Origin of the sequence: Duganella sp. 1411 (genome assembly GCF_017833525.1) — a bacterium.
Lineage (GTDB): Bacteria > Pseudomonadota > Gammaproteobacteria > Burkholderiales > Burkholderiaceae_D > Rugamonas.
In genome coordinates, this window is the sequence record NZ_JAFICD010000001.1 from 2,552,212 (window position 1) to 2,566,383 (window position 14,172).

Below are 14,172 nucleotides of genomic sequence, written 5' to 3' on the forward strand. Positions count from 1 at the left end.
GATTCTGATATTTGCTATCAGGGTGCCACTATAGAAGTCGCTTCCTTTCAATTACCTTTCACTGCTGCCGGGAGGGCCTTGGCTGTCGTCGTCGCACCACAAAGCCGACCGGCCCTTCCCTTTTCTGTCGTGGGCGACGATGATTCTGGCCTTACACTGAACCCATTTTTACGTGATGGCAAGAATTTATGCGCATACTGTTAGTTGAAGACCACACCGAGCTGTCGCACTGGCTGGCCAAGGCGCTGCGCGACGCCCACCTGACGGTCGAATGCGCGGACAACGGCGCCGACGCCGACGCCCTGCTGCACACGCAGGATTACGCGCTGCTGATCCTGGACCTGACTTTGCCGCGCATGGACGGCCTGGAGGTGCTCAAGCGCCTGCGCGCGCGCGCCGCGCCGCGCGGCCAGACGCCGGTGCTGATCCTGACCGCGCGCGGCGGCCTGGAGGAACGGGTGCAGGGCCTGAACCTGGGCGCCGACGACTACCTCGCCAAGCCGTTCGAACTGGCCGAGCTGGAGGCGCGCGTCAAGGCGCTGCTGCGCCGGAGCGTCGGCAACGAGGCGCTGGTGCACACCTGCGGCGCGCTCAGTTTCGACACCGTCACGCGCATGTTCACCTACGCCGGCAGCGCGCTGGCGCTGACCCCGCGCGAACACGCGGTGCTCGAAACGCTGATCACGCGCGCCGGCCGCGCCGTCTCCAAGGAAAAGCTGTTCGACGAGGTGTTCGCACTGGCCGACGACGCCAACATCGACGCCATCGAACTGTATATCCACCGGGTGCGCAAAAAACTCGACATCGCCGCGCCGGATGCGGCCATCATCACCACCTTGCGCGGCATCGGCTACCTGCTGCAACCGCGGCCGGCGCTGGCCGCCGACTGACGCGCGCGCCGCCCGACGCAGATGCCGATGCCGCCGCTGACCAGGCTCGCCCAACGATTCGGCCCCGGCGCCACGCTGGGCAGCCTGCGCGGCCAGCTGCTGCGCTGGCTGCTGGGGCCTTTGCTGGCGCTCGTCGCGCTCAACACCTTCTCGGTCTACCGCAACGCGCTCGACGCCGCCGATGTCGCCTACGACCGCTCGCTGCTGGCGTCCACGCGCGCGCTGGCCGAACGGGTCTCCATCGTCGGCGGCAAGGTGGTGGCCGACGTCCCGTACGTGGCCCTCGACAGCTTCGAGACCGACACCCTGGGCCGCATCTACTACAAGGTCACCGGCATCAACGGCGAGACGGTGTCCGGCTACGGCGACCTGCCGGCGGTGCCGCCCAACGTGCCGCGCTCGGAGGCCTATCCGGCGCTGGTGCGCTTCTACCACGCCAGCTACAACGGCCAGCCGGTGCGCATCGCCGCGCTGCTGCAGCCGGTGTACGACGACTCGATGCGCGGCATCGCGCTGATCCAGGTCGGCGAGACGCTCGAGGCGCGCCGCGGCCTGTCGAACCAGATCCTGTTCGACACGCTGACGTGGCAGGCCTTGCTGCTGCTGGCACTGGCGCTGCTGGTGTGGTTCGCCGTGCGGCTGGTGCTGCGGCCGCTGATGCGGCTGAAGATCGCGGTCGAAACGCGCAGCCTGAACGACCCGTCCGACGTCGACCCGGCGCTGGTGCACAAGGAGGTGCGGCCGCTGGTGGCGGCGATGAACAGTTCGCGCTCGCGCCTGCAGCTGCTGATCAGCAGCCAGCGCCGCTTCATCGCCGACGCCTCGCACCAACTGCGCACGCCGCTGACGGTGCTCAAGACCCAGGCCGAACTGGCGCTGCGCGAATGCGACCGGCCCGGCGTCGCGCCCGAGGAGACCAGGGCGGCGCTGCGCCACATCGTCCACAGCATCGCCGCCACCACCGACTCCACCGTCAACCTGGCCAACCGGCTGTTGACCTTGGCGCGCATCGAACATGGCGGCGACGCCGACGGCGCGGCCGCGCGCGCCGAGCCGGTGCCGCTGCGCGACATCGCGCGCCAGGTCGGGCTGGAGATGGCGATGGCGGCGGTGGCCAAGAACATCGACCTGTCGCTGGAGGCCGAGCACGAATGCGTGGTCGGCGGCCAGGCCTTGCTGCTGCATGAACTGATCGCCAACCTGGTCGACAACGCGCTGCGCTACACGCCGGCCGGCGGCCAGGTCACGCTGCGCGTGGCCGACGGCGCCGGCGGCGTCGTGCTGGAGGTGGCCGACAGCGGCCCTGGCATCGCGGCGGCCGAGCGCGAGCGCGTGTTCGCGCCGTTCTACCGCGCCGCCGCCACGCTGGAGCGCAATCCCGGCGGCGCCGGCCTGGGGCTGGCCATCGTGCGCGACATCGCCACCCTGCACGGCGCCACCATTGCGCTGGACGACGCCCCCGGCGGCCGCGGCCTGAAAGTAACCGTCACCTTCCCGCGCGCCTGAACGCGGCGGCGCGGCGGGATCGGCGTGTGGCGGTAAAATGGCGTTGCATGAACAGCTTTCACAGGGCAAATCATGAGCGAACCTAATGAGCAGCAGCCTCTGGCATTCGGGTTAAAGCCTGGCGTGATTCACGAGATGACGAGAGTTTTCGCCAGTCATCCAGAAGTCGAGCAGGTGATACTCTACGGTTCGCGCGCGACAGGAAATTTTAAAGCCGGATCGGATATTGATATTTGTATGAGTGGACAGGATCTGACCATTTCGCTGCTGTTGCGAATCGATACCGAGTTGGACGACCTTTTACTGCCGTACAAGATAGACTTATCCATCCTTGACCACATCAATAATCCGGACCTGTTAGCCCATATTCAACGCGCCGGCGTGTGCTTTTATCGCCGGTAGAAAGAATCTATGATCACCAAAGAAGAAATGGTCGAGCTATTCGCCGACATGAAGCAGAACGCCCCCTGGGACATCGCCAAGCCGCTGTTGTGGGGCTATTTTTTCGCCGACCCGGACAAGGCGAAGCTGGAAGCCGTGCAGCCGCTGTTGAAGGCCAAGGGGTACCAGATCGTCGGCCTCTACGAGTCCAAACCCGACGGCGACTCGCCGATGCTGTGGTGGCTGCATATCGAAAAGGTGGAAAAGCACACCGTCGACACCCTGCACGCGCGCAACCAGCAATTCTACAAGTTCGCCGAGGAGCACCAGCTGGAATCCTACGACGGCATGGACGTCGGCCCGGCATCGTGATCAACACTGATGTTTCCTGCCTCCTCGCTGTCGCGGCATCATGCGTGCCATGACAGCGTAATAAACCCAATCGGCAAGACAGCCCCAGCCGCTGCACGTCCTCGTCAAGATCTCGCACCGCAACGCCTCGAACCCGCGTTCCCGAGCCAGCCATTTCCAACACCGATTCACAGGCCAAGATGCAGGCGGATGGGAGGCGGGATCACGTCACCAAAGCGGCCCAAAGGCCTGCACCACGTCGGACCCAGCTTCCTCACCTTTCTTCACTAATTGCAACGAACGGAATGCGTCGTGCGCGGCCCTCTGGGCCTACTACATTAATTATCTTGATTTTTGGAAGTAATGCCGGTGAGTACGAATTGATATTTGTCAGGCCATAATTTTTCAATCCTTCGGGCTTGATTTTTAACCAAAGATTCAATTGCGGAAAAATCTAGACTGCACTGGCATCTGACTGCCGGACGGCCTCCCTTCTCGCCAGGTGCGAACGATCCAGTCCCGAATTGTATGGCTGGCCGATTTATGAACCTGAAGGAAGAATATGTCCAGTGCAATTAACCCGCCCTCTCTTTTTAAGCCATTGCGTCGATGGATCAATCAGCCGTCACCGTTGATCGTTTTTCTCCCAGCGCTGGTTTTAGTGCTCACAGCCCATTATGAAACCGCACTTGCGCAGACGCCACAGTCGTCGACCATCCGTTATGAATATGACGTGAACGGAAACATCACCCATGTTATCGATCCGTTGGGCCGCGTCTCGGTCCAGCGCTACGGCGCCTTCAATCAGCTCATCGAGCAGCACCTTCCTTCGCCCGCCGCGGGGACGCCGCCGCCGGTGATAGCCTACAGCTATGACGCCAGAGATCAGCTCACAGGCGTAAAGGATCCGCGCAATTTATCCACGCAATACACGGTAGACGGTTTAGGCGATCAAACGGCGTTGGCCAGTCCGGATTCCGGCCTCGCCATCAGAACATTCGATGCGGCGGGCTTGCACACGTCCTCCAAGGACGCGCGGGGGCAGCTGACAACCTTTGACCACGACGCGTTGGGCCGCATCACGCGGATCGCATACGCCAGCGGCGTGCCGAGCACTTTCGAGTACGACGTTGGATCGGCCGGGGCGGTCGGTCATCTAACTAAAATGAGTGACGAGTCGGGGCAGAGCGCCTATCAATACGACTCCGCCGGGCGCCTGATCCGAAAAAATGTCGTGATCGGCACCGGTGACGGCCAGAAGTCTTTCGCTGTCGGCTACGATTACGGATCGAGCGGCCCCTCCAACGGTAAAATTGTCGGCATGTCCTACCCCAGCGGCAACCAAATTTTCATTGAATATGGGGAGGGTGGCCGCGTCTCCGCCATGTCCGTGCGCAAGGCTGGGTCGACCACGCCGGTGGTATTGCTGAGTGACATAGAATACCAGGCTTCGGGCCCGGTGAAATCATGGAGTTGGGGCAATAGCAGCGTCGCCACACCAAACCGCTACTTCCGGGAGTTCGATTTACGCGGTCGCATCACACGTTTCCCGCTCGGGAATATTTTAAAAGGCGGAGTCATCCGAACCATCACTTACGATGCCGCCGGACGCGTCGTCAAAACCGAACATGTCGGCAGCGGTGGACCAGGCGATCTGACTTCGAACCTCAACCAAAACTATGCCTATGATGATCTTGATCGTCTCACCCACTTTACGGAGTATGGCACCAGCGTGCGTTATTACTACGATGCGAACGGAAATCGCACGCAGTTGGCGTATGGCGGACAGACGTCGCTCAATACAATCGATCCGCTCAGCAATCGATTGCAAAAAACCACCGGCTCCGCTCCCATAAAAACCAACGCGTATGACACGGCGGGCAACCTCATCAGTGACGGCACGAGAAATTATACATATAACGCACGAGGCCGGCTGCAATCAGCGCAATCGGGCACCATCACCGCCACTTACAGGCATAATGGACTGGAACAACGCGCAGTAAAAATGGTGAAAACCGGTTCCTCTGCCAACAGCACCAGCGAAACGACATATTTTATTTATGATGAATTCGGCCAATTGATAGGGGAATATGACTCCCTTGGCGCACCCATTGAAGAAACAATATATCTTAAAAACCTACCCATAGTGGTACTCATGGGCGGAACAGTCGATGAGCCGTCGAATTCTGGCATATACTATATCTACAATGATCAAATCAACACACCACGCACCATAACTGATGCAATCGAAAACCACATCGTTTGGCGATGGGACTTGGGTGATCCATTTGGCACCGCCCAGCCCAGGGAACTTTCGCATACACAAGCTGGATTTTTTTATAATTTGCGATTTCCAGGCCAATATTATGACAAGGAAACCAACCTTCATTACAACTACTATCGCGACTACGATCCACAGAGTGGACGGTATGTACAGAGCGATCCAATCGGTCTTAATGGAGGGATTAACACCTATGCGTATGTGGAAAACATTCCCACAGCACGTTCCGATCCATTGGGGCTTAGCCCAGGAGATCCTTACGCATCAGCTAATGCAGCAGCTATACAAGCTATAAAGGAAATTAATCCGATGTCGATCAAGATCGATCTTGAGATAGGTGGAAGAATTTATCGACGCCCCGATGGGAATTACTCCTATACTTGGCCTGCGATGGGGACTCAAAAAGATATGGGGCAGATACCCACCATGTGCGAAAATAACGAAGGAATGTACCATACTCATGGCAATTATAACGGAAAGTCGCGGCCTGATATAATTTCCGGTCTTGATCAATATTGGGCGGATCAAGAAGGAAAGCCAATCTGGGCTGGCACGCCCTCAGGGAAGGTTCTCAAATTCACCCCCAATGGAATCCCGTACGGGGGTGCCGTCGAAGTAATCGCTCGAGGCATAAAATGATCTTGCGTTCACTCTTCGTAAAAACACTTTTTTTGCTCCTCATCCTCGTGGCCTCAGTTGAAATGAGCCTTTGTCGAGCTGATGAAGCTTCAGCTTTGCCCGTATCGATCTACCAGTTGATAGCAAATCCTGAAAAATATGATGGAAAAACGGTTTATGTTATCGGCTTTATGCATATGGAGTTCGAAGGCGACGTTGTTTACGCACATCGAGAGGATTGGGCTCATTCCTTGATTCAAAATGGCGTCGCACTGGACGTGCCGAAGAGTAGCTTTTCATCTTGGAAGAAAATCAATAATAACTATGTCGCTATTCAGGGCACTTTCTCAGCAGTGAAAAGAGGACACCTTGCCCTGAGGGTTGGGTCGCTAACGAATATAACCAAACTCGTCAAATGGAAAAAGCCAAATCCCTGACGTTACACAGTGACGCGGATGGTTGAGCAATACGACTTATCCGCGATCCTGCTCCAACCAAGTCCAGCTTTCCGTCGAAGTCACAACGCAGCCGCGCATCGAGTGTTTCCAATCGAACACGCCAACACGGCGGTTTCGCCATATCATTCAATTAATATCTCCCTGTACTGACCTCCGATGCTCTCGAAACTCTCGTTTCGCCAGTTGCTGCTGGGCGTCTTCCTGTTGATCGCTGTGTTGCTGAGTGCCGCCTCCCTGCATGCGCTGTGGACGCTGGACCGTCTCGCCGCCCACAGCCGCGACAGCGGACACCACGCGCTGGCGCTCACCGAAAACACCCAACAGCTGGCCGAGCGCAGCGTGGCGATGACGCGCAGCGCCCGCCAATACCTCGTGCTCGACGACCCCGCCTTCCGCATGCGCTACGCCGACGCCTGGCGCGAGGCGCGCGCCGCGCTCGACGCCGTCCAGCGCGGCCTGCCCAACGCCCCCAACATCGCCTTCGACACCTGGCGCCAGGCCGGCGAACAGGCCTGGGACATCCTGCAGATGCCGACCCGCGCGCGCACCAGCGCCCGCCGCCAGGCGCTGGAGAAAGTGTTGACCTTGTTGCCGCGCATAAACGCGCAACTGGCCGAGGAGGTCAAGCAGGAGGTCGAGCGCCGCAACACCGATCTGTTGACCGAACTCGACCAGCGGCGCGCCGTGCTCAAGGCGCAGGTCATCGCCTCCATCGTGGTGGCGGCGATGCTGGCCGGCGGCTTCGGCCTGTGGCTGTCGCGTCCGCTCGCGCAGATCGAATCGGCGATCGACCGGCTCGGCGAAAACCGCTTCGACGAGACGGTCGAGGTGCGCGGCCCGGCCGACCTGCGGCGCGTCGGCCAGCAACTGAACTGGCTGCGCCAGCGCCTGTCCAACCTGGAGGCCGACAAGTCGCGCTTCCTGCGCCACATCTCGCACGAGCTGAAGACCCCGCTGGCGGCGCTGCGCGAAGGCGTTGCCCTATTGGAAGATGGCGTGGCCGGCGCGTTATCGCCCAACCAGCGCGAAATCGCCGGTATACTGAATCAAAACACGGCCGCGCTGCAGTCGCAGATCGAGGCGCTGTTGCGCTACAACGAAGCGACGTTCGATGCCCACCACCTGCACCTGGAGCCGACCGACCTGTCGGCGCTGCTGGCGCAGGCCATCGACAGCCAGCGCTTGCAGTGGCAGGCGGCCAAGCTGACCGTCAACACCGAGGGCCAGGCGCGGCCGATCGACGTCGACGCCGACAAGATGGCGGTGGCGCTGGGCAACCTGCTGTCGAACGCCGTGCGTTTCAGTCCGCCGGGCGGCGTGATCGCCTTCAAGCTGGAGGAGCGCAACGGCCGGCTGCTGATCGACTGCGCCGACCAGGGGCCGGGCGTGGCGCCCGACGACGCCACCCGCATCTTCGAACCGTTTTACCAGGGCCAGCGCCAGCCGCCCGGCGCGCGCCGCGGCAACGGCATCGGCCTGTCGATCGTGCAGGAATATATCGCCGCCCATCGCGGCGTGCTGCAATTGCTGCCCTCCGACCGGGGCGCCCGTTTCCGAATCGAACTACCTTATGAACCGCTCAACGATGGTTAATCCCTATGACGCCTGACGCCCCCTCCGTTTCAACCCGCGCCCCGGCGCGCCTGCTGGCACTCATCCTGTGCCTGGCGCTGGCGGCCTGCGCGCGGATCCAGCCCAAGCCGGCGCCCGAGCCGGCGCCGGCCCCGCCGCCACTGGTGATCGAGGTGCCGACGCCGGCGCCACCGCCGCCGGCCGACGAGATCGGACCGCTGCTGAGCTATCACCAGTCGCTGCGGCGCATGAGCCAGGGCGAGCTGATCAAAGAGCTCAGCGGCCTGGGCCTGCAAAAACGCAGCCCGCGCGTGGCCGTGCAAATGGGCATGGTGCTGATGCTCACGCGCGGCGGCGGCGACCTGGCGCGCGCGCAGGCGCTGCTCGACGGCGTCGGCAACGCCAACGACAGCGAGGCCAGCGTGTACAAGCCGCTGGCGCAGATGTTGTCGAGCAATTGCGCCGAGGCGCGCCGGCTGGCCGAGCACATCGACCGGCTGGCCACGCAGCAAAAGGACAACCAGCGCCGCATCGACCAGCTCAACGACATGCTGGAAGGCCTGAAAACCATCGAGCGCACCCTGCCGCCCAGACCGGCCGCCAGCGCGCCGACGGCGGTGATCAAATGAGCGCGGCCGACGAGCAACTGGCCGCCGCCGGCGCCGCCCGCAATCCCGCCGGCAAGGGCGCGCACCTGCTGGTGGTGGACGACGACGCCGACCTGCTGCGCCTGCTGTCGATGCGCCTGACCGCCAACGGCTACCGCGTCACCGGCGTCGGCAGCGCCGAGGCGGCGCTGGCGCGCATGTCGATCGAGCTGCCTCGTCTGGTGATCAGCGACATCCGCCTGCCGGACCGCGACGGCATGTCGCTGTTCCAGGAGATCCGCCACAACTACCCGGCGCTGCCGGTGATCCTGCTGACCGCGCACGGCACCATTCCGGACGCGATCGAGGCCACCACCCTGGGCGCCTACGCCTACCTGACCAAGCCGTTCGACGCCAAGCTGCTGCTCGACCGCATCGCCCAGGCGCTGAGCCTGTCCGCGCCGGCCGCCAGCCCGTCGAACGGCGACGAGGCCTGGCGCGCCGGCCTGATCAGCCGCAGCCAGCGCATGGACGAACTGCTGGCCGAGGCCAGGCTGGTGGCCGCGTCCGACGCCAGCATCCTGATCCGCGGCGAAAGCGGCACCGGCAAGGAGTTGCTGGCCAACGCCATCCACCGCGCCAGCCGCCGCGCCAAGGCGCCGTTCATCGCCGTCAACTGCGGCGCCATCCCCGAAGCGCTGCTGGAGTCGGAACTGTTCGGCCACGTCAAGGGCGCCTACACCGGCGCCGTCAGCAGCCGCGAGGGCCTGGTGCAGGCGGCCGACGGCGGCACCTTGTTCCTCGACGAGATCGGCGACATGCCGCTGCTGCTGCAGGTCAAGCTGCTGCGCGTGCTGCAGGAGCGCGTGGTGCGCCAGCTGGGCTCGGACGTCCCGAGGCCGGTCGACGTGCGCATCCTGTCGGCCACGCACCGCGACCTGGACGCGGCCATGCTCGAAGGCCAGTTCCGCGAAGATCTCTATTACCGGCTCAACGTCATCACACTGACCCTGCCGCCGCTGTCGCAACGGCGCGAGGACATCACGCCGATGGCGACCCAGTTCCTGCACACGCTGGCGGCCAAATACGGCAAGACGGTGCGCGGCTACGCGCCCGACGCGCTCGAGGCGCTGACCACCGCCTCGTGGCCGGGCAATGTGCGGCAACTGTATAACGTGGTCGAACACGTGTGCGCGCTGGCGACGGCGCCGCTGATTCCGTTGTCGCTGGTGCAGCGGGCGCTGCGCGTGCCGTCGCTGGAGGTGCTCAGCTACACCGAGGCCAAGCAGCGCTTCGAGCGCAACTATCTGGTCCAGCTGTTGAAACTGACCGACGGCAACGTGGCCGACGCCGCCCGCCTGGCCGAGCGCAACCGGACCGAGTTCTACCGTCTGCTGCAGAAATACGACCTCGACGCCAGCCTGTTCCGCAGCGATTCGCCCCCTGTCGCCACAGAGCGACAAGACGATTCCCTTAAAAATCAATGACTTAATAAATTTCGGCAGTAGCTTGTCGCCATTTCACGACAAAATCCGTGGAATATGGTCGAAAACATCACGATTTGACAATTTACTTTAGGAAATTTCCACGCAAGCCCATGATTTACAAAGGGTTTTTTGATCTGGCACGGCGATTGCTAAGGATAGGGTAACGTCACTGACGTTTCACCTAAAACTTGAAAAAGGATCAAATCATGATGACTACCAAACTGATCGCCCGCCTGATGGTTGCCGCCACCCTGACCGCCGCAGCCGCCACTGGTACCGCTTTCGCAGCGGGTCAGCAAGAAGGTGCAATGGCTGGAGCCGCCAAGACTGGCACCGCCTCCAATGACGAAGCAATCACCAGCAAGATCAAGGCTTCCCTGGCCGATCAAAAACAAATTGGCGTGACCACCACCGACGGTGTGGTCGTGCTGAGCGGCGCCGTGCCAAGCACTGAAGTGGGCACCAAGGCCATTCAGGTGGCATCGGCCGTCCCAGGCGTTAAAGAAGTAAAAAGCGAACTGACCGTCGCTTCGAAGTAAGTAGTACCGCAGTAATGAGTATCCCGCAGTAAACCCTAGTAGTAGAAGTACCGCAACACACCCTAGTAACTGACCCTTTTCCGGGTAGCGTGCGTAGACGCTACCCGGACTTTTTTTTGCCCGCGAAGTTGCCAAATAATCAATTCAAATCGATTATCCGGCCCCTCCCGGCAACGATCAGCTCAAGTTTTCCAAACGGATTTTCGTCACGCTGCCGCACACGGTCGACAACGCTTCCATCTTGGCGATGGCCGCCGTCACATTTTTCTCCTGCGTCTGGTGCGTCAGGAAGATGATGTCGGTCTTGGTCTCGCCCTCTGCCGGTTCCTTTTGCAGCATGGCGTCGATCGAGATCGTCGCGTCCGCCAGGATGCGGGTCAGGTCGGCCAGCACGCCCGGCTGGTCGCTGACGTTCATGCGCAGGTAGTAGCTGGTGGTGATTTCCGACATCGGCAAAATCTCGATGTTGGTCATCGCGTTCGGCTGGAACGCCAGGTGCGGCACGCGGTGTTCCGGATCGGCCGTGGCCAGGCGGGTGATGTCGACCAGGTCGGCGATCACGGCCGACGCGGTCGGCTCGGCGCCGGCGCCTTTGCCGTAGTACAAGGTGGCGCCGACGGCGTCGCCCTGCACCAGCACGGCGTTCATCGCGCCCTCGACGTTGGCGATCAGGCGCTTGCTCGGAATCAGGGTCGGATGCACGCGCAACTCGACGCCCTCGACGCCGTTGACCTTGGCGCGCTTGGCGATGCCCAGCAGCTTGATACGGTAGCCCAGCTGCTCGGCGTAGCGGATGTCGATCGCGTTGAGCTTGGAGATGCCCTCGACGTGCGCCTTGTCGAACTGCACCGGAATGCCGAAGGCGATGGCCGACATGATGGTGGCCTTGTGCGCCGCGTCCACGCCCTCGATGTCGAAGGTCGGGTCGGCCTCGGCGTAGCCCAGCTCCTGCGCCTGCTTGAGCACGGTGGCGAAATCCAGGCCCTTGTCGCGCATCTCGGACAGGATGAAGTTGGTGGTGCCGTTGATGATGCCGGCCAGCCAGTCGATGCGGTTGGCGGTCAGGCCCTCGCGCAGCGCCTTGATGATCGGGATGCCGCCGGCCACCGCCGCTTCGAACGCGACCATGACGCCCTTGGCTTGCGCGGCGGCGAAGATCTCGTTGCCGTGCACCGCCAGCAGCGCCTTGTTGGCGGTGACCACGTGCTTGCCGTTGGCGATGGCTTGCAGCACCAGCGCCTTGGCCTCGTCGTAGCCGCCGATGAGCTCGACGACGATGTCGATTTCCGGATCGTTGACGATGTCGAACGGGCTGGCGACGACTTTGACCTTGCCGCCGGTGCGCTGCTTGGCGCGCTCGAGGTTGCGGGCGGAGACGGCCACCACCTCGATGCCGCGTCCGGCGCGGCGGCGGATTTCTTCCTGGTTGCGTTCCAACACGTTGAACGTTCCGGAGCCGACGTTGCCGACGCCTAACAAGCCTACTTTGATGGGTTTCATATATTCGTTTCTATTGATCTGCGGTTCGGTGGAGCGGTGTGCTTAAAAGCTGGCGCCGTGGCGCTTGCGGTAGCCTTCCATGAATTTGGCGATGCGGCCGAAGGCTTCCGTCATATCGTCCGAGTTCGGCAGGAACACGACGCGGAAGTGGTCCGGCGCGATCCAGTTGAAGCCGCTGCCCTGGACGATGAGCACTTTCGTTTCTGCCAGCAATTCGTAGGCGAACTGCTGGTCGTCCGCAATCGGGTAGATTTTCGGATCGAGGCGCGGGAACATGTACAGCGCCGCTTTCGGCTTGACACAAGTGACGCCCGGAATATCGGTCAGCAGCTTGTAGGCCAGATCGCGTTGCTTCAACAGGCGCCCGCCCGGTCCCACCAGGTCGTGTATCGACTGGTAGCCGCCGAGCGCAGTCTGGATCGCAAACTGCCCCGGTGCGTTGGCGCACAAGCGCATCGAGGCCAGCATGTTGAGGCCCTCGATATAGTCTTTCGCATGGGATTTCTCGCCCGACACCACCATCCAGCCCGAGCGGTAGCCGCAGGCGCGGTAGTTCTTCGACAAGCCGTTGAAGGTGACGAACAGCACGTCGTCGGCCAGCGAGGCGATGGAGACGTGCTCGGCCTCGTCGTACAGCACCTTGTCGTAGATTTCGTCGGCGTAGATGATCAGCTGGTGCTGGCGCGCCACTTCGATGATCTGTTGCAGCAACTCGACCGGGTACAGCGCGCCGGTCGGGTTGTTCGGGTTGATGACGACAATAGCGCGCGTGTTCGAGGTGATTTTGCGGCGGATGTCTTCAATATCCGGATACCAGTCCTGCTGCTCGTCGCAGATGTAGTGCACCGGCGTACCGCCGGACAGGCTGACGGCGGCGGTCCACAGCGGATAGTCGGGCGCCGGCACCAGCACCTCGTCGCCGGTGTTAAGCAGCGCGTTCATCGACATGACGATCAGCTCTGAGGCGCCGTTGCCCAGATAGATATCGTCAATCGACACGCCGGCGATGTTCTTGCCCTGCGTGTAATGCATGACCGCCTTGCGGGGCGCGAACATGCCCTTGGAATCGGTATAGCCGGCCGCGTTGGACAGGTTGATCTTCATGTCCTGGACGATCTCGTCCGGGGGATCGAAACCGAACACGGCGAGGTTGCCGATATTCAACTTCGTGATCTTGTGGCCTTCTTCCTCCATTTGCCGGGCTTTTTCCGGCACCGGGCCGCGGATCTCGTAGCAGACTTCCGCCAGTTTGTTCGATTTATTAATCGGTCGCAAAATAAAATCCTGTCTTGGTGAGGCAAACCGCTGTGGCCTGCCAAAAACGCGCTGGCGGCCTGTGCTGCGATGCGAAAAGAACCATTCTGCCGAAAGCCACCCGTTTAATCAACCTCTGGCGGGGCGAAACGCCGAAGCGCGCCCCGAAAAACGCTACAATGTCACTTACACCACCAAATTCGATGGACCACATAGACACGTAGGGCGGATTAGGCGGAACGCCGTAATCGGCCATGGTCGAGCCGCCGGCGGCGGATACATGGCCGATTACGCCGCGCTAATCCGCCCTACGTAGCACGTGCCCCCGTCTCCAACCGCACAAATACCATGAAGCTCCACGCAAGCGACACCAAAAAGTACCAAACCGTCACCGGCTACGATGAAACCGGCGTCGAGATCAACGCCCAGCGCTACAACTACAGCCTGATCGTGCTACCGGAAACCGAACCGCGCGCCTGGAACGCGCCGACCTTCGAATCGATCACCGCCGAGCATTTCGACATCATCGGCGCCGACTCGCCGGACGTCGTCATCCTCGGCACCGGCGCCAAACAGCGCTTCATCCACCCGCGCCTGACGGCCGCGCTGACGATGCGCCGCATCGGCGTCGAATGCATGGACAGCCAGGCCGCCTGCCGCACCTACAACATCCTGATGGGCGAAGGCCGCAAGGTCACCTTGGCGCTAATCATCGACAACACCGGCGCGGCGGGCGCCTGAGCCGGCC

Annotated in this window: 13 protein-coding genes; 11 read left to right on the plus strand and 2 right to left on the minus strand. The window is 61.7% G+C overall.

Going from position 1 to position 14,172, the window contains the following annotated elements; all coding sequences use genetic code 11:
* Positions 1–188: 188 nt before the first annotated feature.
* From JOD97_RS10680 to JOD97_RS10725, 10 genes are all read left to right on the plus strand, one after another.
* Complete coding sequence (locus JOD97_RS10680; RefSeq protein ID WP_209716347.1) at positions 189–890, plus strand: response regulator; 702 nt, start codon at positions 189–191, stop codon at positions 888–890.
* A 27-nt stretch (positions 891–917) separates the two neighbouring features.
* Complete coding sequence (locus tag JOD97_RS10685; protein WP_209716350.1) at positions 918–2,396, plus strand: sensor histidine kinase; 1,479 nt, start codon at positions 918–920, stop codon at positions 2,394–2,396.
* Between the two features lie 72 nt (positions 2,397–2,468).
* Complete coding sequence (locus JOD97_RS10690; RefSeq protein WP_209716353.1) at positions 2,469–2,798, plus strand: nucleotidyltransferase domain-containing protein; 330 nt, start codon at positions 2,469–2,471, stop codon at positions 2,796–2,798.
* Positions 2,799–2,807: 9 nt separating this feature from the next.
* Positions 2,808–3,149: a ribonuclease E inhibitor RraB gene (locus JOD97_RS10695; RefSeq protein WP_209716356.1), complete on the plus strand. Its 342-nt coding sequence runs from the start codon at positions 2,808–2,810 to the stop codon at positions 3,147–3,149.
* A 541-nt stretch (positions 3,150–3,690) separates the two neighbouring features.
* Positions 3,691–6,048, plus strand: coding sequence for an RHS repeat-associated core domain-containing protein (locus tag JOD97_RS10700; RefSeq protein ID WP_209716359.1), 2,358 nt, complete (start codon positions 3,691–3,693; stop codon positions 6,046–6,048).
* Entirely contained in the window at positions 6,045–6,464 is a 420-nt protein-coding gene (locus JOD97_RS10705; protein ID WP_209716362.1) for a hypothetical protein, read from the plus strand. The genes JOD97_RS10700 and JOD97_RS10705 overlap by 4 nt, the downstream gene beginning before the upstream one ends.
* 177 nt (positions 6,465–6,641) lie before the next feature.
* A complete protein-coding gene (locus tag JOD97_RS10710; protein ID WP_209716364.1) occupies positions 6,642–8,078 on the plus strand; it encodes a HAMP domain-containing sensor histidine kinase in 1,437 nt (478 codons plus the stop codon).
* A gap of 5 nt (positions 8,079–8,083) precedes the next feature.
* Positions 8,084–8,686, plus strand: coding sequence for a hypothetical protein (locus tag JOD97_RS10715; protein WP_209716366.1), 603 nt, complete (start codon positions 8,084–8,086; stop codon positions 8,684–8,686).
* Entirely contained in the window at positions 8,683–10,131 is a 1,449-nt protein-coding gene (locus JOD97_RS10720) for a sigma 54-interacting transcriptional regulator (RefSeq protein ID WP_209716369.1), read from the plus strand. Before JOD97_RS10715 ends, JOD97_RS10720 begins: the two co-directional genes overlap by 4 nt.
* Positions 10,132–10,337: 206 nt before the next feature.
* Complete coding sequence (locus JOD97_RS10725) at positions 10,338–10,670, plus strand: BON domain-containing protein (protein WP_209716372.1); 333 nt, start codon at positions 10,338–10,340, stop codon at positions 10,668–10,670.
* A gap of 177 nt (positions 10,671–10,847) precedes the next feature.
* On the opposite strand, the gene JOD97_RS10730 is transcribed toward JOD97_RS10725, so the two are convergent.
* Both JOD97_RS10730 and JOD97_RS10735 read right to left on the minus strand, forming a co-directional pair.
* Positions 10,848–12,170, minus strand: a complete 1,323-nt coding sequence (locus tag JOD97_RS10730) for a homoserine dehydrogenase (protein WP_209716375.1) — start codon at positions 12,168–12,170, stop codon at positions 10,848–10,850.
* Between the two features lie 42 nt (positions 12,171–12,212).
* Positions 12,213–13,445 (minus strand): pyridoxal phosphate-dependent aminotransferase, encoded by a 1,233-nt coding sequence (locus tag JOD97_RS10735; RefSeq protein WP_209716379.1) that lies wholly within the window; start codon positions 13,443–13,445, stop codon positions 12,213–12,215.
* A 327-nt stretch (positions 13,446–13,772) separates the two neighbouring features.
* On the opposite strand from JOD97_RS10735, the gene JOD97_RS10740 reads away from it, so the two are divergent.
* Positions 13,773–14,165: an Mth938-like domain-containing protein gene (locus JOD97_RS10740; protein ID WP_209716382.1), complete on the plus strand. Its 393-nt coding sequence runs from the start codon at positions 13,773–13,775 to the stop codon at positions 14,163–14,165.
* Positions 14,166–14,172: the final 7 nt, after the last annotated feature.